Source organism: Pseudomonadota bacterium, assembly GCA_026388315.1.
In the GTDB taxonomy this organism is placed as follows: Bacteria; Desulfobacterota; Syntrophorhabdia; order Syntrophorhabdales; family Syntrophorhabdaceae; genus MWEV01.
Map to the genome: position 1 here is coordinate 1 of JAPLKA010000017.1, position 20,841 is coordinate 20,841.

A 20,841-nucleotide genomic window follows, 5' to 3' on the forward strand; every position below is an offset into this window, starting at 1 on the left:
AGACCCTGTCCCCCCTCCTTTTTGTGAGCTGCCGTCTGCCTCACCGCCGCGACCCCTTTGGCCTGGTGCGGGATGTAACGACACCAAATCTATAGAAGAAGTTTGCACTTTATCTTGAGTCACTCCGGTAACATTATCTTTTTCAATGTTTTTACTCATGGCAGGGTTATTACTCTGCCGCAGATCTGCACCTTCCTTTTTTTGCCTTTCGCCTTGCGCCTTTCGCCTTGCGCCTTCTTTACCTTCGCCGTTTCGCCGTTTCGCCGTTTCGCCGTTTCGCCGTTTCGCCGTTTCGCCGTTTCGCTTTTCTCCCCCTGCCCCCTCTTTTCCATCCATTAACGTGAAGTCCACCAGTATGCTTTCCTCCTGGAGCGACTTGTGGCTAAAAGGCAAAAAACCAAGAACATACAAAAGGGCGAAATGGGCAATGATCGATATAAAAAGGGCGAAAAGCAGATTATTCGGGTTCCTGGTAATACGCAATAAATCCATGCTGTAATGTATTACAACTACTGAATTTTGTCAAAATTTACAGTATTGACAATTTTGCGTGATCTTGTAAGTTCTTTGTGTTCATTACATTTCAAGTGCCCGTCCTACCCCATGAAGTTGGTTTAAGGCAAGCGGGAAAGCCACTGACAGGCGGGTGCAACAAGCACTGGAAGACCGCCGTTGGATAGTATTTGAAATCCATCCCCCTCGTGTGTAAGCTGAATCGCCTTTACACCCAAATAACGCTGAAATTTCTTAAGGGCACCGGAAGGTTTTGTATCATTTAATTTCGTCTCAACAAGCAAAAGAGGATTATGCTCATCGGCAATTAAAAAATCCACTTCCTCTTTTTCTTTATTTCTAATAAAATGAAGAGAGAAATTACCAAGTCCTCTGTCGTTCCAGCACGTAACGGCGCGCCACAACTCAGCGGCGACCATGTTCTCTAATCGTGCCCCCTGGTCTTTAATTCGCGGAATATCCCAGAGATAATACTTCTTCTCCTTCTGGATGGCACGCGCAACTTTCTCTGTCCATGGGGCAATACTGAAAACGAGAAAAAACCTTTCAAAAATATCAAGCCAGCTTCGCGCTGTGTTGTAAGAAACGTGAAGAATTTCGGATAGGGAGGTAAAAGAAAGAGGACTGCCCACTCTGGACGGCAACAACTCGTACAGCGTTTCCATGCCGCCAACGGATTTTACATCGGTCATATCTCTGATATCTTCCCTGATCAGTTGTCGTGCGTAGACCTGTGACCATCTTCTATATGAAGGGATACGGTTAAGCAGGAACGGTTCAGGAAACCCGCTCAATGTCTCAATCTTCGACCAGATGGCCATCATTTCGACATTTCGTTCCATAGTGATTTCAAGAGAATTGCTTAGAAAGTCATCGAAAGGTCTGTTTTCTTCGGCAAGCTCTGCAATTGTAAAAGGCCACAGGCGGAAAGGAAGGTATCGTCCGGCCAGGGAATCACCGCCTTTCTGATAAAGGTCAAGCCTCCCGCTCCCTGTCACAAGAAAGCGATATCTGTTGTGGTATCCATCGCAAAACCCCTTCAGACAGTTCTTCCAGTCTCGGTACTTGTGGATTTCATCGAGAACAATAAGGGGGGTTGAACTGTCCTTGCGCTTTACATTTTCGAAAAAAACGGGGTTCTCAAGAAAAGTTGCCCTGTCAGCCAGAATGTCCCAGCTCCAGTAAAGACTGTTGGGAAAATCATCGGCAATCATTCGTGCCAGGGTTGTTTTTCCTGCCTGTCTGGGTCCCGAAAGGAAGACCATCGCTTTGTCGTTGGACAGTTCCTTCCATAAACGCGTATATAGATTACGGGCTTTCAATGTAAATATATCTTTTCATGCAATTGAAGTTTAGTCAAGACTATTTTTCAATTGCATTATAAATGGTCCGAAAAGGGTGGTTTTATGGATGTCCCCCGTCCCATGATTTAATAAGGGTTGGTGGGAAGTGCCCTGGCATTATAAGCCCTTGCATTCGTTGAAGTTCTACATTTCAAAATCGTTATCGCGGGACAAACACAACTCGTAGCTGAAAAACATAGAACAAGAGAAGGTTAACTGGAGTTTTCTCAATTTTCTTATCGGCAGGACTCCGCCGTTTCCGTGAGCGAGCCTTGCGGGAGCCTCTCGGGACACCCGTCTTACAGGCGGAAGGAGTGGTGCGCCGTCAGCGCATGTCGAGGACTGTTTGAGCGGAAAAGCCGCCGTCAGCGGCCTTAAGCGAGTTCCGCAGACAAGCGGGAGGAGACTTTAGCACGGGTGAGAGGCGGAGCACCGTGCGAGCGATGGGAACGGTGGAGTCCTGCCGATAAGCGAATCTTGCAAGGGTAAGGAAGCACGACCCACTCACCGGGTGGGTACCCTGGCAGAAAGGGTAAGGTTTAATTGCGAACATGGTGAGCAACAACAGTGTTCCGGCTAAACCATTACCAAACATTTACGTTTGTAAATTCCAATATTCAAGCTCTAAACGTTTTTTCTATTTGGGATTTGGTGCTTGGGATTTGGGATTTCAGGCTTAGAGTGCAAAAAACTATTACTTAAATATGTTTAAAGGCCTTCCTGACGGTCTCTTCCCTTACTGGTGTTGTAAAGCGGGAAACAAAGAGAAAAACAAGAAATGAAACCGGGAGGGCAATAACCTGCGGGTCAATCATATTCCATGGCAACCCGGCCAGGGCATCACATTTGAATATCCACCTGCATAACCCTATGGCTTTTGACTCGTATTCATGGAAAAACAGCATCCACAACAGAGAAAGAAAAAAACCACAGACGATGCTCGCCTTTGCACCTGTTTTTGTGCCACCCTTCCAGTAGAGGGCAAAAAGATATGATGGAATAAAGGTTGCACCGCACAGACCGAAGAAAAAGGCTGTTGCAATAGCAACTACACCTTCCGGGAGCAAAAGACCGATTATCAGCGTTGCGAAAATGCCGAACACTATGCCTATCCGGGTAACTATTGTAGTTTCTGCTACAGACCTCCCCCTGAGCAATGCCTGTTCTAAAATATCCCTGCTCAGTGATGAACCGGTGGCAAGGAACTGGGCACTGCTGGCGCTCATAGCCGCTGCCATGAGGGTAACGAGGAATAAAGCAACAAACCACTGCGGGTAAAATCTGTCCACATACAGAGGGATTATCTTGTCAACATTTCCCTGGACTGACTGGATAGGCAATTCGGTATAGGTATTATAAAAAACAACATTAGTAAGCGCCCCCACCGCAAAAGCTATACCGGTTGTGAAGAGGATAAAAAGCGCTGTAAAAGGGATGGACCTGTTCAGGTCACGGTCAGATTTCAGCGTCATAAATCTTACATTGAGCTGCGGCTGTCCGAGAACACCAATACCCACTCCCATAATCATCGTTGTAATGACAAACCACCACAGTGAAGACCCGGCAGCGGGCATGGAAGTAAATCCTCTGTGTCCTATCTCCTGCAAAGCCTGAGGAACAAGGGGTGCCAATTCCGTTAATGCCCTGTGGGCGTTAACAACTCCTCCTGACATGACATACGTAGTGATACCGATGATTACCATTGACACAACCATAATGATGCCCTGGAAAACAGAGGTGTACAGTATACCCTTGAGGCCTCCCCAGAGGACATAGCAGGCCGTTATTAACAAAAATCCGAGTAACGCTGTGGTAAAGGGGATATTCATATATACTTCGATAAATCTCGCAATTCCAATCAGAATTGCTGCCGTATATACAGGCATAAAAACGAGGATGACGAGACCTGAAAAGCCCTGGATGAACCGTGAATTGTAACGCCTTCCAAGAAGTTCGGGAAAGGTATGCGCATCAAGCGCTTTGCCCATTTTTCTCGTTCTTTTTCCGAACACCACAAAGGCAACCCATACGCCTATCATAATATTCAAAAAGGCGAGCCATGACATGCTAAAACCATAGAGCGCACTGATACCACCAAAACCGATGATTGCTGCTGTGCTTACATACGTTGAGCCATAGCTCAAAGCCATTGTAAGAGGATGAACCTGCCGCCCGGCGAGGAGATAATCCGATACCGTTGTGGTCCGTCTATATCCGAGATACCCGAGGTAAACGGTTACAACAAGGTATATTAAGGTAAATGTGATGAGATAAAACATGGTTTCGGGTCTAAGGGAGCTTCTCTATCAATTCGATTTCTTCCTTCTCCCATTTTATCTCTTCCCTGTAATCGCCGTCTTTTTCTTCCACCCCTCTGCGCCAACGGATTACGCCATAGACAAGGCAGAACAGAGCTGAGAAAATGGTAAGAACATAACCTGAAAATATCCAGAAATCAGGAAAACCAAGCATTGCTATATCTCATTAGCATTTAGCTTTTCCTTTTGTCAAGGAGGAAGTGTCTTTCGGTATTCCGTCTTTATCCCATCCCCTCAGCCTGTAGTAATCACTTTTCATGTATTCGAGCTGTTCTCTCGTTATAGTATCTTTCTTCGAGCCTAACGGCTCTTCAAAAAAGCGGGGAGGGAGGGTGTCATCGGCCCTCGTGAGTCCCTCCCTTATATTGAAATTCCTTGTGATATCCTGGATATTTGAGGCAATCCGCTGGAGGTCTTCCTTATTTACGTCCATGCCGGTTGTCATGTGAACAATGGAGGCCAGTTCATCCCAGAGGTAAAGGTCACGGTAAAACCTGCACAGGATGAGTGCATCCTGGAGCGTAAGCCTGTCTTCGTAATCAATAAAGACTGCCGCTTTGCCTTCTGTCTGTTCAGGGGGGATGATCCCCGCCACCTCTGCCTTGAAGGCAGTAGAGCGGAGATGGCACGCACCTCTGTCCGATGTAGCATAGGCGAGCCCCATGGCTTTGAAAAATCTTGGATCATATCCGGCCGGCTCCAACCCTTTCACATGGATGGCTATGTCCTCCATGCCCCACTCTTTCGCAGCCCGGACAATGCCTTCAGCCAATACTTCCCCTATGCCCTCTCTCCGTGAAATCTGGTTGAGTAACTGTGCAATTGCATCAACATCACCGTAATCAAGTTTTTCGCTGATCTTCCCCATTCTTGATGCTTCTATGGCAAATGCTGCAAGATTACCGCCCGTAATCGTGTCTATCCCCAGCCTGTCACATATGTCATTCAAATATATGATCTCATCAAGACGGTCTATCAGGCACAAACCGCCAAAGGCGTAAATCGTTTCATATTCCGGGCCTTCAATCTTCAGACCTGCATGTCTGCCTTCAGTTATGGTTGTCAACCTCCCGCAGGCAAGGAGACATCTGTTACATGCATGTGGTTTAACCTTATATGTGGAATGGAGCATTTCTCCGCTGATATTTTCCCACCCTTCCATCCGCCCTTCGTGCCAGTAACGCGTCGGAAAGGCCTCCAGCGTGTTGATGATTGCTACGAGACCCGTGGTTCCCATCTTTTTATAGAAGGCTGCGGAAGGATAATTGGTTATTTTTTTTCGCCATTCGTTTTTGAATTTCATGACAGCTTCAGGATCGGCAAGCACCCTCGCCTTATTCCCGTGGAAAACGATACCCTTTACCATTTTTGAGCCCAGGACCGCTCCAACCCCTGTTCTTCCGGCACAGCGCCAGTAATTATTCGCTATAGTTGCAAATTTGACCAACCTCTCTCCTGCCGGACCTATTACCAATGCACCGGCGCCTTTTTTAGCGGTTCTCTCCAATATTGTGTCCTCAGCTTTATATGCATCAAGACCCCAAATCCTTTCTGCATCATGAAATTTTACATCTTCATCGCTTATTTCAAGATACACGGGTTTTTCACTCTTCCCTTTGAGGATTATTGCGTCATAACCGGTCCTGCTGATGGGCGCGGCAACCCTTCCCCCCGAGTAAGAATGAGAAATAAATCCGGTAAGGGGGCTCTTCGTAAAAACACCATACCTGCTCGTCCCCCAGACAGGTGTGTCGTTCACAGGCCCCAAGGCTACTATGAAATGGTTTTCCGGAGACAGGGGATCAACCCCGGCCTTATTCCTTGTAAGCAGCAGATAGGCTGCAAGACCCTTCCCGCCAAGATAGTTTTCGTATACTTCATCGGGAACCTCTTCCTTGTAATATTTTTTCCAGGTCAAATCGATAACAAGAATTTGATTAAAGAACCCTTTCATTGTATCCTCCACACGAATGAATGATTTTAAGAAATTTTATGCCCTTTGTCTATACCGTATAAAACCACCCTTGAAATTACTGAAAAACGACATATATTTACCTATAAAAACGAAAGACAAACTATGTTATTAATGAGAAGGAGCTAATCATGTATGAACAAGGGGTCATAAGGCCGCCAAGTGAGGCGTCGAGCCTTCTGGTAAGGGTAACGAGAAATTGTCCGTGGAATCAGTGTGTCTTCTGTCCGGCCTACAAAGGGACAAAGTTTTCGCGGAGGACAGTAGAAGAGGTCAAAAAAGATTTAGACAATATGGCAAAGGAGTATGGAGGTTATTCGGTCCGGACAGCCTTTTTACAGGATGGCGACACGCTCGTGTTAAAAACAGAAGATGTTCTGGAGGTCTTGCGATACATCAAACAAAAATTTCCCACCATTGAACGGGTAACATCCTATGCGAGGGCGCCAACGCTGAAGAAAAGGAGTGTAGAAGAGCTTAAACAATTAAAAGAAGCCGGATTAACAAGGATACATGTAGGAATGGAAAGCGGCTCTGAAAAAGTGCTGAAAATGGTCAAAAAAGGGATAACCCAGGACGATATTGTCGTTGGCGGCAGACATGTTAAAGAAGCCGGCATTGAACTCTCTGAATATATCATGCCCGGCCTTGGCGGTCGTACTTTAAGTGAAGAACATGCCTTAGAAACAGCAAGGTTATTGAATATGGTTGAACCGGATTTCATCAGGGTTCGTACCTTTGCCATGCATCCCATGTCTCCCATGCTGAAGATGGTCGAAAATGGAACATTTGTTCCTATGACTGACGAGGAGATTGTGGCCGAGATCAGGCTTCTTGTGGAAAATCTGAGCGAAATGCACAGCTATTTCTCCTGTGCCGATTTCGGCTTGAACCTTTTGATGTATGTGGATGGGTATCTCGATGAAAACAAGGCAAAAATGCTGAACGATCTCGATGACTATCTCTCTCTTACAAAGGAGCAGAAACAGGCCTACTCACTTCTCCGGCGAGGCTCCTACATAAATTATCCTGCAGGGGTGGTCCGTGATGAAGAGGTGATGAAAAAGGTTCGTCCCGAAATCGAGAAAAGGGAGAAGAGCGGCAAGGACGGGTTTTGTCAATATATAAACCACCTTATGACCTATCAGCTCCCCCAGCCACAAACGGAGGAGTGGAAGTAAGTCTGTTTTTATCTCGGGTACGCTGCAATGACAAGAACAACTGTTTCTTCATCCTTCGTATTTTGGAGGCGGTGGGGTTCACCTGCAGGTATCCAGGTTGCATCCCATTCTTTGACCTCTTTCTCTTCGTTTCCCACCTTCATAAGACCGCCGCCTTTAAGAATTAAATAAATTTCTTCTACTTCATCGATATGCTCTTCGATGACATTTCCCGGTGGTAATATGGCGTAGGCGAGAAATTCCATGCTCTGGAGAAAATGGCTTGTCATAACCATTCTTGCCACAGCGCCACGGTGGGCGATGTAGGTGGTTGCCAGTACTTCAGGATCATTAAAGTTTCTTACAATCATATGTCCATCCTTAATATTTTGTCTGATTCAATCCAATTATGGATATATCATTTACAAAAATCAATCCAATTATTTTGCAGATCAAGTTTACATTGAAATTGTCATATCTCTGTGTGATACTAAGGGCTACATATGGGCCTCATTAATCTATTATTTAAAGATCCCCTTGCCTTTGTTTTAGTGGCTATTCCCTTGCTATACTCAATCATACTACATGAACTGGCACATGGGTGGGTTGCCTATAAAATGGGCGACTCCACTGCAAAATGGCTCGGAAGGTTGAGTCTGAACCCCATAAAACATCTGGACCCTATCGGAACAATTATGCTCTTTGTTTTCGGATTCGGCTGGGCAAAACCGGTTCCTGTAAATTTCAATAATTTGCGTGATGAACGAAAAGGGATCATTTTTGTCTCAGCAGCAGGAATTGTGGCAAATATTATTCTTGCCTTCTTTTCTTTCCTGCTCCTTCGCCTTCTCACGCCCTCGCCCTTTGGAATACTGTCCACAATCCTTTACTATTTTGCACAGATCAATATCATGCTCGCAGCGTTCAATTTAATCCCCATACCCCCCCTCGACGGGTCCAAAATCCTCATGGGTTTTCTGTCCAGGAAGGCACAGTATACCCTTGAACGGATTGAACCTTATGGCATGTTTATCATTATTGCCCTTTTATACCTCGGCGTTTTAAATCCCCTCATTGTCTTCCTCAGACAGGCTATCCTGAGTGTTATCGGAATTTTATTACCGTAAGCTATTTCTTCTCTTCCTTGCTGTAATTTGCAGTAAGATAATCAATGATAATTTTTGCCTCTCCATCGTTAATCTGAGCGCCACGTGAATTAATCATACGCATAACGGTGGTATTCCATTCTTTCTGCGTTTTCTTTTTCGATGTTGCCCTGTCTGTCTTGTGGCATACGCTGCATTTCTTCTCAAAAAGGTCTTTGGCGGGGTATGCCTTGGCAGCTTCTTTTCCTTGTCCAAGGGCATAAAGGGGTATGCCCAATACAACTAAAAAAACAATCCCGATTACATACACAACAACCTTTTTCATAACCGCCTCCTTTTTGGAAATTATTATATCCCCTGTATGCATTACGAAAAACATCATAACCGTTTGGCGCACCAATTTCAATACGTTATGAAAGGTATGAAGGCTGAAGGTGTTTAGACTGAAGGGGAAAGACTGAAGTCCGATATCCGATATCCACGGCCTGTTGCTAAAATATGGTATTCTCCGGAACGCTGTTTCCCTCACTGCACCGCTGCGCTTCCTCTTCTAATGAAGTTGTCAAGCATATAATTATTATCTTTGTTAAGAGCCCTGTTGTTGTGGTGGCCTCCAGCCGTTTATTGTCCCTTTATCTAACCTCTTTTGTTCTCCGGGCCTGTTATGCCCAACTTACCTTATACAGATCAAAGGGGTAGGTGGAAGTTGACCAAGCTGAGTCTTACAGGCCTTTATGCCTACGAAGCTTTCACGGTCCTCCTTCCACCACAACATTATCTCCTCCTTTTACGCTGCTTCCTGGCAGCGGTCCATTTTTTCAGTAAACATTCTTGTATCCCTCATCAGTGCGAAGATCACCCTTATCAGTTTGATAATGACGGCACAAATCGCCTCGTTGTTATCGATGCAGGCATTGCCACAGAAGAGAATATCCTCTGGCTGAAGGAGCACCGCTACGACTATATCGTTGTCTCCCGGAAGAAGAAGATCGGACTCCCCCGGAGATGGTCATTGTCTGGAACGACAATCGCAGACTGATCCGTGCGGGTCGTATCCATACCGCTGATGAGGTAACGCTCCTGTGCCACTCGACAGACGATGAGATCAAGGAGACAGGGATCCAGAACCAGTTTGAACGCAGATTCGAGGAGGGGCTCAACAGAATCCACACCGCCCTGGACAATAAGCACGGAACCAAACGTTACGAGAAGGTCATCGAGAAGATCGGACGTCTCAAGGAACGTTACCGCCTGAGCAGCCATTTTCAATTCTGTATGCAGTTCGGGGAGAATTGCTGTATACAACGCTTGACATGGTATCGTTCGTTTGATATAGTTACCTCAGGGATAGAACTAAGTACCTACAAGGAGAATGCTTATGGGCGATGCGACTGAAACGCAGAGAAAACTGATCGAAGTAGCAATCGAACTATTTGCAACAAATGGCTTCAAGGGCACATCGATTCGAGATATTGCCCGGGCCGCTGGAATGACTATCTCTAGCATTTACTATTACTTCGAGAGCAAGTATGGTCTTCTGCTTGCCATCCTCAAGCACCTGTCAGAAGGATTGGAGAACGAACTCAATCGAATCTCACAGGCGGAACTTGGGCCTTTGGAGCGGTTCAAGCTTCTCGTGAGCACACATCTTAATCAGATTGCGGCGCAAAAGGACAGCGCCAAGCTGTTCTTCTTGGATGAGGAAGAGCTTTCCCCGGCTGCTAACGAAATCAACAAGCAATTTCAGATTAAAATCCTACAAATATACAAGAGCGCGTTGCGTGATTTGGCTGAAGCGGGCTATATTGATACCCCCAAGAATCTTACAGTAAGTGCTTTCAATGTGTTGGGTGTAATACAGTGGCATCTTCGCTGGTACCGCCCAGAAGGTCCTCTCCCTTTTGAAGCAATTAAAGACGAGGCCGTCCGTTTCATGCTTTTTGGGCTTCTGGCCAATCCTTCGCCTGCTGACCTTTAACGGTATGGTGTTGTCAAAACCCATGTGCCTAAAAGGTTTTCACGTTTTCCGCATTCCCATACCCTTTGCGACAGGCAGCATTAACGTCTATTTCATAGAAGCTCCGTGTCCGACTCTTATTGACGTACCGCCTAATGGCATCTTCTACCAGAGTCACCTTGAGGACGCCCTTGCAAATGTCGGGTATCGAATTCAAGACATAAGAAGAATTATAATCACCCACCCTCATTTCGATCATTTCGGGCTTGCTATGTGGATCACAGAACGAAGCAACGCCGATATCTGGATACATAAGGATGCCACAAACTATCTTGAGACCTATCCAAGGGAATTGGCTTTGGATTTTCGCTACTACAGGCGTTTTCTTAGGCTGTCAACAGCACCAGGAAAGTACAATGCCTATCTGAGGGCGTTCTACGAAACAGCTAAAATGCTTGGCTGCCAAGTGAATCCCTCAAGATGTCTTGAGGATGGTGATGAGGTAGAATTGTCTTCACTGAAGTTCAGAATAATGAGTGTGCCGGGGCATACCCCCTATTGCATTCTGGTTTATCACCCCGAAAACCAGTTTGCATTTACAGGCGACTTTCTTATTAACGAAATCACTTCAAACGCGGTTCTCCAAAGACCAAGGAGGGGCGCCAAGAGATTCAAAAGCCTCGTGCAGTATGTCTCTTCTCTTGAGAAAGTTCGCGAAATGGACTTAGAGTTCGCCTTAACCGGGCATGGCGAGATGATTGATAACCCTACGACACGCATAAACCAAATTCTTGCCTTCATTAACAACAGGCAGGACGAAATCGTCACGCTTCTTCGGTCCGGCCCTCACTCTGTTTTTGATCTAATGGAAGAGCTGATTCCCTGCCTTCCCCCCGAAGAAGTCTTCCTTGGCTTATCCGAAGTAATGGGTCATCTAGAACTTCTTGAATACAAGGGCCGGGTGGCAAGAACCAGTGTCAGCAAGCAACTATCCTTCTTCCTGCTATAAGTTAGGCGCTGAGCGCCAGGACATCGATAACGGAAAAATGTGCCAGCACATAGCAAACAAAGTTCTCTGACAATCGAATAGTTACCACGTCATTCCATGAACACCAAAACCATTTCGGAGGTGTTCATGGAAAATGAAATCAACGGTAATTTAGCTCGCACTTTACCGGCACACTACCGGCAAGACGCCTCGCCTCATCCTCAACGCTCTTAAACTCTTTCGGATTATGAACTACCCCGCGAAGAACAATCGTGTCACCGCTTGGCCGAATATCGAGGGTGGGGATAAAAAACCTTGAATTGGTCAATATCCCGGCTTTTACAGCCGCTGAAGCAGCCTTCATCCTGAGCATTTTTCTCACTTCTTCTGTATTGAACCGGTCTTTTTCCGGAATGGCAGCCTTCAAAGACGCCATGACTATGTCTGTCGACTGAATTGCCGTATTAAAGATGATGTCATAATAGGTGTGAACGTTCCAATCTGCGCCATAGACAGTCCCGATAAAACCCTTACTCTCTTTATCCATTTTTTTTATCATCAATGAGGCAGTAGCCCTGTCTACATTTTCCCTGTTCTGAACATGATCAATGCGTGCATCGAGAGGCGCCTCTATACGAACCTTCAGTACACAGGGGATATCTTTTAAGAGAAAGTTTCCGCCCCTACCCATGATTAAAGCCTTATCCTTCAGCGCATAGTCCAATATAAGGCTCTGTTGCAGCGCCACAAATCCCCTGAAAGACCAGTCATATTTCTCCCATATGGTCGGGTGATGTTCTTCAAACTCCTTTTCCCACTTTTCCCAGTCCTGCCCTTTGGTCCTGATATCCTTAAGAATCTGTTCCCTGTCGACGTATACATAGCCGATTTCACGTGCTATTTCCTTTCCTATCTCTTTTCCGTTACTCCCGTGCTGCCTTGATATGGTTAGGGTTGCCATAATAAACCTCCTTTTTTCAGTTAGTGTAAGTTTTATTTCCTTCTTTGCTTTCCTTGCTTACCTTCCATTTCATCCAGAGCTTTCCTACAACAACCACAGCAATGGCGCCCACAGCCTCTACGATATACTGGGTGACCTTGCCTGTGTGGAGGAATGACTGCACATAGGGGTCAGTGATTATCATATCTCCCGAAACCTTTCCAAGCACCATGGCCCCAAGATACACGATAATGGGATATTTATCCATCAACATGGAAAGGAGGTTGCTGGTAAATACCACAAAGGGGATACTCAACACCAATCCGAAGATGATCAGAAGATTATTGCCGTGTGACGCGCCTGCTACGCCGAGCATGTTGTCGAGACTCATGACAATATCGGCGATCACTATGGTTATCATGGCCTGCCATATGGTCTTTGGCTCTTTACGAGCCCCCTCTTCCGGCGCTCCCTCTATAAAAAGTTTCAGTGCTATCCATATAATAAGGACACCGCCACAGAGCTTCAGTCCATTTATGTTGAGAAGCTGGGCGACAACGATTGTGAGCAAAACCCTTAATACAATTGCTCCGCCTGCACCCAACATGATGCCTATCTTCCTCTGTTTGGGTGCAAGGTTCCGGACAGCCATTGCAATAACAACTGCATTATCGCCTGCAAGTACCAAATCGATCAGCACTATCATTAAAAAAGAGCTTACAAACTCCCATGTGAAACTAAATGACCCGAAACTACCAAAATTCATAATGTTCACCTCATTATATTGTATTTATTATATGTTGAGTGTTAGCGATGTCGTGGCACTCAACAGTTACGCGCTGTGCTGTTTCGAATTCTCAGTCATGTGGCGTTCGGTGGAGACATACAAAACTGGAACCGGGTTTGTGAGCACATACTTTCCCTCCAGATAGATTCACCGGGGGTTATTCATACCACTGGTCTGAACTTGTTTCCAAGCAATTCCCGGGCAATTATGAGCTTCATGATTTCTGCCGTGCCGTCACCTATTTTCAGGCCGATGGCATCCCGCAAACGCTGCTCTATGGGCAGCTTCTCGCTGTAACCTCTCCACCCGTAGATTAGTAGCATCTCATGAATAGTGCGGGAAATATACGTGCCCCCGTACCACTTCGCCATGGCCACCTCTTTGGTGTGGGCGAGACCCTCGTCCCTGAGTTTCAAAGCCTGATAGCAAAGCAACCTGGTTGCCTCGATCAGAGTCGAGGCCTCAGCAATCTGGAATGAGACCCCCTCGAATCTGCTCATGGGCCCGCCAAGTACCTCGTGGGTTTTTGCGTACTCAACCGCGTCGCCAAGAACCTGCTCCGCCATGCCAACCCCAGCCAGGATCACCAGCACCCGTGCAAAGTCAAAACCATTTATGACCTTTGTGAAACCCTCGCCTTCTTCTCCTATCCGTGCAGCCACCGGGATCCGTACATCGCTGAACGTAATCGATGCTCTGCCAGAGGGAATAGCACCCATGTCGTTGAATCTTGACCTACTTATTCCCTGCAGAGAGAAAGGTACAAAAAAGCAGGTCACCCCCTTTGCTCCTGCTTTCGGATCAGTTTTTGCCGTCATGACAATGCAGTCGGCTTGCATTCCTCCACTAACCGAGGTCTTCTCCCCATTAATCACGTAGAAATCCCCGTCCTTCAGCGCCCTCGTCTTGATAGCACTGGCGTCCGAACCACAATCCGGCTCGGTATTGCCAAAACATGCCAGTTTATTCCCTCTTGCCAGCGACGAGAGCCACTCACTTCTCACTTCCTCGGTTGCCCATTCCATCATCATGGGGATCACCACATGGCTTAGCATCAAGGAAAATGGGGAGTGGTCAACTGCGCAGACCTCCTGGAATGCTATCCCTATGGACACGCAATCCACGGGTCTTCCCCCATACTCATCGGGTGTTGCCATACCAAAAAGGCCCGCCCTTGAAAGTTTTTTCAGTACTTCCGGAGTTGTGTGGTCCAGCTTCGCGCGTTCCTGGGCACCCTCTGACAATTCTGAGCGAGCAAAATCGCGAACACGATTTCGAAAGTTCCTCTGGGCTTCAGTGAAAAAAATCATCTAACGCTCTCCTTATTGCATATACAACTCTTCTTACATCTACTAAATCACACCCGCGAGTTCACCGGGAACAGCGACTTCACCGATAACATCTCGGGCGATGGAAAGCTTAAGTACCTGTCCCCTCCCGGCAATCATCTGAAAAGCAAGCACATCTCTCAGCATCTGTTGGAACGGATGATCGTCACTGTATCCGGAGTGACCATGGATAAGAAGAGAATCCTCTACTATTTCAAATGCCACTTTTGGGCACCACCAGCCGCTCATGGCAGCTTCTTTCGTATTAGGCAAGCCCCGGTCCTTAAGGTATAACCCCCTGTAACATAACCACCGACCAGCCTCCAGAAGGGTAGAGTCCTCAGCGATCTTGCCTGAGATGGCCTGGAACTGTGCTATAGGACGTCCAAAAGCAACTCTTTCCCTCGCGTACAGAACGGCCAATCGTAGGGCAGTCTGGCAGACGCCAACAGACACGAGCGCCGCAAGGATCTGATTCAGGTCGCTGAAGAGGCCGTGCTTTTGATTGATCTCAAGCCCTTCACCTTCCCGGCCAATTCGATAGTAAGCCGGTATACGTACATTGTCGAACACAAGGGAAGCAGGGGTGGAAGAAAGAAGGCCGGTATTTGGGAAGGGGGTTCTTTTGATACCGGGGAGTTCGAGAGGAACCAGAAAAGCAGTAATTCCACCTGCCCCTGTTTCGCCGAGCGTTTTTGCAAAAAGTATGGTGAAATCTGCCTGCATGCCAAAACTCACCGGACATTTCTCACCGTTTATTACGTAATAGTTCCCATCTCTAATCGCCAGCGTCGTTATAATACTTGTGTCAGACCCCGACTCTAACTCCGTCAGGGCAATGCTACCCAACTTTGCGCCCTTGGCAAGGCGAGGCATCCATTCCTCGGCTATCTGTGGCGTGCCACACCCTGCCAGCAGAAGGCTAACCTCATAAAACAACATGGTGAGAAAAGCAAGCGAAGCATTACCTCTGGCTATCTCTTCAACAAGTATCCCGATGTCAACCCAACTACCTGGTTTGCCACCGAAGGTCTCAGGAATTCTCAGGGCGAAAAGCCCTAAATCGCCCATTTTTTCCATCACGTCCTTGGGGATGCATTCCGGTCGGTTCAAATCCTTTTCGGTAATCTCTTTCTGGACGAAATCACTCACAGCCCTTCTGAGATCTTTCTCTTCATCGGAAAACGTGAATTCCATTGCTCCTCACGGACGAGCCATCACCAAAAGACTTGGGAAGCTACAATCTCAATCACTGTCTAACTTATCTACCCTATCTACCCTTGAAGATTGGCTTCCTTTTCTCGTTGAAGGCCGTTATACCCTCAGAGTAATCCTCTGAAGTAGCATTTACAATCGCTGACATGACTTCCAGTTCCGCCGCAAGGGACATATTGATCTGTAAAGCTCTGTTGATCAGACTTTTGGCAATTCTTAGTGCCGCCGGGCTCTTTTCCGCGAGTTGCGACGCAAGCTTGGCGACAAAACTTTCCAGTTCATCGGGAGCGACTGCATAATTCACCAGTCCTATCCGTTGTGCCTCTTTACCAGATATCCTCTTTCCGGTCAGAATGATGTCCTTAGCCATCCGGGGTCCGACAAGCCACGTTGTTCTTTGGGTGCTACCTCCTGGTCCAACCAATCCGTAGTTGATGTGCTGGTCAGCAATCATCGCGCTTTCCGCGGCAACAGCAAGGTCACAGGCAAGCATCAGTTCGTACCCGCCGGCAAAGGCAAAACCGTTCACGCAGGCAATGACGGGCTTGCTAAGATTCTCAATCCGTTCGATTACGGTCTTATTTGCAAAGCGAAAGAATTCTTGCTGAGCCCACAGACTGCTGAGCTCGTCTTTCGCATATTTTAGATCCGCTCCGGCGCAGAATGCTTTTCCTTTGCCTGTAACGACTAACACCCTAACGGCATTGTCTCTTTCGGCTTCATCAAGCGCATGTCCAATTTCTACTACCATTTCTCTGTTCAAAGAATTTGATGCTTCTGGCCGGTTAAAAATTATTTTAGCCACACTATTACTCTTCTCAAAAAGGATGCATTTATATTCCATGTTCAACCCCTTTAGATTGCGTGCTAACGTCGCTCAGTGTATCCATCCGATCGCGGACGATGTACCCTTGTTGGATTGCATGCTCACTAATATTTAAAAACTCCTCTTCCAGTTTTTCGCCCGAAGTATCCGGCGGCAACGAGCTGCTTCAGCAAAGGGCTTGGGCGATATTTTTCGCCTAGCTCCCCATAGAGATACTCCATACCTTTAAGCAGTTGATCCAAGCCAATAAAATCAGCTAATTCCAGCGGGCCCATAGGATGTCCAAATGACAGCTTCGCCATTTTGTCGATATCTTCCGCAGTTGCAATACCTTCCCAGAGTGAATTAAATGCCTCATTGAGAAAGAGGGGAAATGCACGATTGCCCACAAATCCTGGGCAGTCTTTGGCGACATAATATTCCTTCCCTATGGCATGCACCATCTGCTTGGCAACCTCAAGCGTACTCTCGGAAGTATCGAGTCCCTTAATTATCTCAACCCCTTTCATTACTGGCACGGGTGTGGCAAAATGCATACCGATTACTTTGTCAGGTCTCTTTGTCGCCGATGCGATAGCGGTAATACTTATTGTCGATGTATTGGTTGCTAGGATTGCATGTGGAAGTGCAAAGTCGTTAAGCTGCCTAAAGGTGTATTGTTTCAGGTTAAGATCTTCAGGAATGGCCTCGATCACAAAATCCGCATCCTGCACAGCTTCCTTGAGGTCCATGGTTCCTTTGATTCTTGCCACCACTTCAGATGCTTGTTCCTCCGATATTTTTCCTTTCTTTGCCATCATACTCAGGCTTTTTTTGATTGCATCGATACCTCTTTTGAGAAATTTGTCCTCGATTTCCGTTATTGCTATCGGGAACCCAGCCTGCGCAAATACCTGCGCTATACCATTTCCCATAGTTCCCGCACCTAAAACAGCCACTTTCTTGATCTCAATCATCTATAACCTCCATATGGTTTATATATTGTTTCAATTTAAGCAAACTTTCCGTACTGTTTCGCTAATCTAATCTTTAACAAGGATATGTACGGTGCAGCCCTTTGTATCGGTATCCTTGCTGCCACCCATAATCTGTGCTACAGCCACTCGCGGGTTTTTTACCTGCCGCTTTCCAGCTTCACCCCTTAACTGCCATACGAGTTCTACTATCTGCGCAACACCGGATGCTCCAACGGGATGGCCCTTTGCCAGCAAACCTCCACTCGGGTTAACAGGAACCCTACCAGTGAGTTCGGTTTCACCTTCGTCTATGAGGCGACCTCCCTCCCCAAGTGGGCACAGACCAAGCCCTTCGTAGTGGAGTATTTCGCAGATGGTAAAAGCATCGTGGACCTCAACTACATTTACATCCTTGGGTCCTAAGGAGGCCATTTCGTATGCTTTCTTGGCAGCTCTTTGTTCTATCTCAAAACCCGAAAAATCCCTATGGGAATCATAAATTCCGGAAGTGAGTACCGAGGCGACAATTCTGATCGATCTTCCATTAGTCTTTCGAGCATACTTTTCGCTGCAGAGTATCACAGCTGCAGCACCATCACTATTGGGACAGCAGGAGTATAGGTTGATTGGATCGGCAATCATGGGGGAGTTAAGAACTTCTTCAACAGTTAGGAGTTTCTGGAACTGGGCATAGGGGTTCAGGGAACCATTATAATGATTCTTCACCGAGACCTTAGCCATTTGCTCTCTTGTAGTTCCATACTTCTCCATATGCTTCTGGGCAATACATGCGAAAAATCCTGGAAAAATATCACCCAGTTTAGTTTCGAGTTCAGCAGTGCCCACATTGAGGGGGGTACCTTTTGGCATTACAGTTTTTTCAATCCCTGCAACTATGACCATATCATAGTGTCCTCCTGTTATCGCCAACCACCCTTCCCTGAGGGCAGTTGATCCCGAAGCACAGGCATTTTCCATATTTACAACCGGTATCCCACTTATACCCACTTCCCAGAAAGCATTTTGTCCAACACCTGTCTCACCCTGAAGAGCAGCAGCCAAAGCATTTCCGCAATATCCGGCCTCAACCTCTCGCGGTTTCACTCCAGCATCCTTGAGCGCATTGAGGCATGCTTCATAACCGAGGTTTCGCAGGCTTCTGTCGGAATGTTTACCAAAAACCGTCATGCCAACTCCTGTAACAAATACGTCTCTCATAATAGCCTCCTCTATAGTACTTTTCTAAATTTATATCCAATAACCTTTTGCCCCTGTTTGTTCACCATAATTGGCTCCACCACGAGATCAACTTCCTGACCAGGAACAAATGTTCTCGGGTCTGCCCCGGCAAAAAGAGCAAAAACCCTTACATTATTTGCCGGTAAATCCACATAACCATATGCGTAGGGTGGTTTGATACCTGCAGGCGACGGGACCGTGACGACGGTCGTGCTGTAAATGATACCCCGGGTATCAAGTTTTACCTCCTCCATTTCGCCATCCACAAAACACTCCGGGCAAAGAGAGCGTTTTGGGAAAAATGTTCTTCCACAACTCCTGCACCGATTAGCGAGAAGGGCAGCTTTTTCGCCGTTTGCAAGGGGATAGTTAAATAGTCCTGGTTGAACCACTGTTTCAAGATCAAGACCGATTGTGGGATAAGTACGAGAAATAATTATCTCACCTTTTGACACGTCACTCATGGTTTTGCCTCCTTTTATATTAGTCACTTTACAAATACACTTTTTATCTATAAATCTGTTGGCAGCCCTTTTCTGTTGGTACCACCCATTCCTTCTTTCACCTCTTTCATATTCTTTTCTTCCTGCCTGCCCAAAAGGGTTCGCGTAGGATATTTTTGGTCACTTTACCGAAGGCGTTTTTCGGTAGTTCATTCATAAACTCCACACGCTTAGGCTTCTTATAACTGGAGAGCTTATCAGCACAGAATTTGATTACCTCTTCCTGAGTAAATTCATTTCCCGGGTCCCTTACAATTGCGGCGCATACAGATTCACCATATATATCATCCGGGATACCAAACACTGCTACTTCCCTTACGCCGGGATAGCGACTAATAATGTCTTCGATTTCCTTTGGATAGATGTTCTCGGCTCCGCTAATAATCATGTCCTTTATGCGATCAACAATTGTGAAATAACCGTTCCCCTCCAATCTGGCCAGATCCCCGGTATGTATCCAGCCATCCCGGATAGTTGCCTTGTTAGCCTCATCCATCTTGTAATAACCAATCATGCCAAGACCTTCCTGGCGAGAAACGATTTCACCCACCTCGCCTATCTCGACACCCTGTCCGTCTTCATCGACGAACCTCAAATCCGAGTTAAAAAATTCCCTACCGGTAAACTGAGCTTTTCCACCACGGTGGTCTTCTGGTCTAAGCACCGAAACCATTCCTGTTTCGGTCTGTCCGTAAAATTGATAGAAGTCAGCTTTAAATCGCTCCAAACAACCTTCAAGAACGGGGGGGGTGATTGGTGAGGAGCCATACCATATTTTCTTCAAGCTAGACACATTATATTTATTGATAGCAGGGTGGTTAATCAACATCGCCAACTGGGTAGGCACCCACAAAGTCATGGTGATATGATAACGTGCTACAGTATCGAGGACTACTTCAGGATCGAACCCTGCGCCCATGATTACAGCCGTACCCCCTCTGAAAAATGTTGGCTGTATAAGGGCGTGCATGCCTGCAACATGAAAGAAGGGAAGCCCTACTAACGTAATCTCGTTGTCTTCGACATCTCCTTCCACTACCATGCCTGTGTAGATGTTCATAAATGCCGAATGTGATGCCTGCACGCCTTTTGGAGTACCTGTTGTTCCACTGGTATATGTAATACTGAGCGGCCAGTTTGGATCTATACAAATATCTGGTTCAGAAGTTGACTGACCGTCCATTAATTTTCTCAGGCTAAGCCCTGCATCCACGGGTTCACCAGAAATTGCAATAAGACGAGGCATTGCATTAAACCCTGTCCTTACATCTTCAACCATGGCTGCAAATTCCTGCCCAAAAAAAACGATGCTGCTTTCAGAATTGTTGATTGCATAAATCAATTCCTCTCTTTTGTACCTGAAGTTAACCGGTACTATTACCCCACCACATTTGGCAAGGGCGTAAGTAATAATAATCCACTCAAGAGAGTTGAAAGCTAAAACAGCTACCCTGTCTCCCGACTTTAAACCCATCGAAACAAGTCCCCGAGCTAGTTGATTAGCCTGTTGATTCAACTGGAGAAAGGTGAGATACTTGTCTTCCATTATCACAGCCTTCTTGTTTGGAAATCGTTTGGCATTTAACCGGACAATATCACCTATAACCCTCATAAAAGCACCTCCTTAAAATTACGATTTGTTCAATATATAATTATATCAATCGTTCGATTTATTTGTCAAGATAAAATA

The 20,841-nt window shown here is 46.4% G+C and carries 22 protein-coding genes; 6 read left to right on the forward strand and 16 right to left on the reverse strand.

The features are described 5' to 3' along the window. From NTX75_01020 to NTX75_01040, 5 genes are all read right to left on the reverse strand, one after another. Nucleotides 1–483 (reverse strand): hypothetical protein (locus NTX75_01020; GenBank protein MCX5814810.1); only part of this gene is annotated, 483 nt, incomplete at its 3' end. A 131-nt stretch (nucleotides 484–614) separates the two neighbouring features. Next, complete coding sequence (locus tag NTX75_01025; protein MCX5814811.1) at nucleotides 615–1,835, reverse strand: ATP-binding protein; 1,221 nt, start codon at nucleotides 1,833–1,835, stop codon at nucleotides 615–617. Between the two features lie 719 nt (nucleotides 1,836–2,554). Beyond that, entirely contained in the window at nucleotides 2,555–4,135 is a 1,581-nt protein-coding gene (locus NTX75_01030) for a sodium:solute symporter family protein (protein ID MCX5814812.1), read from the reverse strand. 10 nt (nucleotides 4,136–4,145) lie between these two features. After that, nucleotides 4,146–4,328, reverse strand: a complete 183-nt coding sequence (locus NTX75_01035) for a hypothetical protein (protein MCX5814813.1) — start codon at nucleotides 4,326–4,328, stop codon at nucleotides 4,146–4,148. 12 nt (nucleotides 4,329–4,340) lie between these two features. Further along, the gene (locus NTX75_01040; GenBank protein ID MCX5814814.1) at nucleotides 4,341–6,128 is read right to left on the reverse strand and encodes an aldehyde ferredoxin oxidoreductase family protein; all 1,788 of its coding nucleotides are present in this window, start codon (nucleotides 6,126–6,128) and stop codon (nucleotides 4,341–4,343) included. Between the two features lie 149 nt (nucleotides 6,129–6,277). Between NTX75_01040 and NTX75_01045 the strand changes: the two genes are divergently transcribed. Further along, on the forward strand, nucleotides 6,278–7,327 hold the full coding sequence (locus tag NTX75_01045; GenBank protein ID MCX5814815.1) for a radical SAM protein: 1,050 nt from the start codon (nucleotides 6,278–6,280) through the stop codon (nucleotides 7,325–7,327). 8 nt (nucleotides 7,328–7,335) lie between these two features. Here the strand turns inward: NTX75_01045 and NTX75_01050 are convergent, their stop codons facing one another. Next, nucleotides 7,336–7,677: a cupin domain-containing protein gene (locus tag NTX75_01050; GenBank protein MCX5814816.1), complete on the reverse strand. Its 342-nt coding sequence runs from the start codon at nucleotides 7,675–7,677 to the stop codon at nucleotides 7,336–7,338. A 132-nt stretch (nucleotides 7,678–7,809) separates the two neighbouring features. Here NTX75_01050 and NTX75_01055 point away from each other — a divergent pair, with 132 nt between their 5' ends. Then, entirely contained in the window at nucleotides 7,810–8,433 is a 624-nt protein-coding gene (locus NTX75_01055) for a site-2 protease family protein (protein ID MCX5814817.1), read from the forward strand. 1 nt (nucleotide 8,434) lies between these two features. On the opposite strand, the gene NTX75_01060 is transcribed toward NTX75_01055, so the two are convergent. After that, nucleotides 8,435–8,737, reverse strand: coding sequence for a hypothetical protein (locus tag NTX75_01060; protein MCX5814818.1), 303 nt, complete (start codon nucleotides 8,735–8,737; stop codon nucleotides 8,435–8,437). Between the two features lie 381 nt (nucleotides 8,738–9,118). On the opposite strand from NTX75_01060, the gene NTX75_01065 reads away from it, so the two are divergent. Genes NTX75_01065 through NTX75_01080 form a run of 4 tightly spaced genes read left to right on the forward strand, consistent with a single transcriptional unit; the run spans nucleotide 9,119 to nucleotide 11,378 of the window. Beyond that, on the forward strand, nucleotides 9,119–9,451 hold the full coding sequence (locus tag NTX75_01065; GenBank protein MCX5814819.1) for a hypothetical protein: 333 nt from the start codon (nucleotides 9,119–9,121) through the stop codon (nucleotides 9,449–9,451). Then, nucleotides 9,418–9,807 (forward strand): hypothetical protein, encoded by a 390-nt coding sequence (locus NTX75_01070; protein MCX5814820.1) that lies wholly within the window; start codon nucleotides 9,418–9,420, stop codon nucleotides 9,805–9,807. Before NTX75_01065 ends, NTX75_01070 begins: the two co-directional genes overlap by 34 nt. Beyond that, nucleotides 9,791–10,390, forward strand: coding sequence for a TetR/AcrR family transcriptional regulator (locus NTX75_01075; protein MCX5814821.1), 600 nt, complete (start codon nucleotides 9,791–9,793; stop codon nucleotides 10,388–10,390). The genes NTX75_01070 and NTX75_01075 overlap by 17 nt, the downstream gene beginning before the upstream one ends. Then, entirely contained in the window at nucleotides 10,314–11,378 is a 1,065-nt protein-coding gene (locus NTX75_01080) for an MBL fold metallo-hydrolase (GenBank protein MCX5814822.1), read from the forward strand. Before NTX75_01075 ends, NTX75_01080 begins: the two co-directional genes overlap by 77 nt. Nucleotides 11,379–11,517: 139 nt before the next feature. On the opposite strand, the gene NTX75_01085 is transcribed toward NTX75_01080, so the two are convergent. The 9 genes from NTX75_01085 to NTX75_01125 all read right to left on the reverse strand — a co-directional run bounded on the left by NTX75_01085 (nucleotide 11,518) and on the right by NTX75_01125 (nucleotide 20,763). Next, complete coding sequence (locus NTX75_01085; GenBank protein ID MCX5814823.1) at nucleotides 11,518–12,318, reverse strand: cytidylate kinase-like family protein; 801 nt, start codon at nucleotides 12,316–12,318, stop codon at nucleotides 11,518–11,520. A gap of 16 nt (nucleotides 12,319–12,334) precedes the next feature. After that, nucleotides 12,335–13,063: a TerC family protein gene (locus NTX75_01090; GenBank protein ID MCX5814824.1), complete on the reverse strand. Its 729-nt coding sequence runs from the start codon at nucleotides 13,061–13,063 to the stop codon at nucleotides 12,335–12,337. Nucleotides 13,064–13,245: 182 nt separating this feature from the next. After that, nucleotides 13,246–14,394 carry an acyl-CoA dehydrogenase family protein gene (locus NTX75_01095; GenBank protein MCX5814825.1) on the reverse strand — a complete coding sequence of 383 codons (1,149 nt, stop codon included), beginning with the start codon at nucleotides 14,392–14,394 and terminating at the stop codon, nucleotides 13,246–13,248. Between the two features lie 42 nt (nucleotides 14,395–14,436). Next, nucleotides 14,437–15,609: an acyl-CoA dehydrogenase family protein gene (locus tag NTX75_01100; protein MCX5814826.1), complete on the reverse strand. Its 1,173-nt coding sequence runs from the start codon at nucleotides 15,607–15,609 to the stop codon at nucleotides 14,437–14,439. A 73-nt stretch (nucleotides 15,610–15,682) separates the two neighbouring features. After that, nucleotides 15,683–16,471 (reverse strand): enoyl-CoA hydratase/isomerase family protein, encoded by a 789-nt coding sequence (locus NTX75_01105; GenBank protein ID MCX5814827.1) that lies wholly within the window; start codon nucleotides 16,469–16,471, stop codon nucleotides 15,683–15,685. An 86-nt stretch (nucleotides 16,472–16,557) separates the two neighbouring features. Further along, nucleotides 16,558–17,400, reverse strand: coding sequence for a 3-hydroxyacyl-CoA dehydrogenase NAD-binding domain-containing protein (locus NTX75_01110; protein MCX5814828.1), 843 nt, complete (start codon nucleotides 17,398–17,400; stop codon nucleotides 16,558–16,560). Nucleotides 17,401–17,475: 75 nt separating this feature from the next. Beyond that, nucleotides 17,476–18,627, reverse strand: a complete 1,152-nt coding sequence (locus tag NTX75_01115) for a hypothetical protein (protein MCX5814829.1) — start codon at nucleotides 18,625–18,627, stop codon at nucleotides 17,476–17,478. An 11-nt stretch (nucleotides 18,628–18,638) separates the two neighbouring features. Next, nucleotides 18,639–19,112: an OB-fold domain-containing protein gene (locus tag NTX75_01120; protein ID MCX5814830.1), complete on the reverse strand. Its 474-nt coding sequence runs from the start codon at nucleotides 19,110–19,112 to the stop codon at nucleotides 18,639–18,641. Between the two features lie 106 nt (nucleotides 19,113–19,218). Continuing rightward, the gene (locus NTX75_01125) at nucleotides 19,219–20,763 is read right to left on the reverse strand and encodes an AMP-binding protein (GenBank protein ID MCX5814831.1); all 1,545 of its coding nucleotides are present in this window, start codon (nucleotides 20,761–20,763) and stop codon (nucleotides 19,219–19,221) included. Between the last annotated feature and the right edge of the window lie 78 nt (nucleotides 20,764–20,841).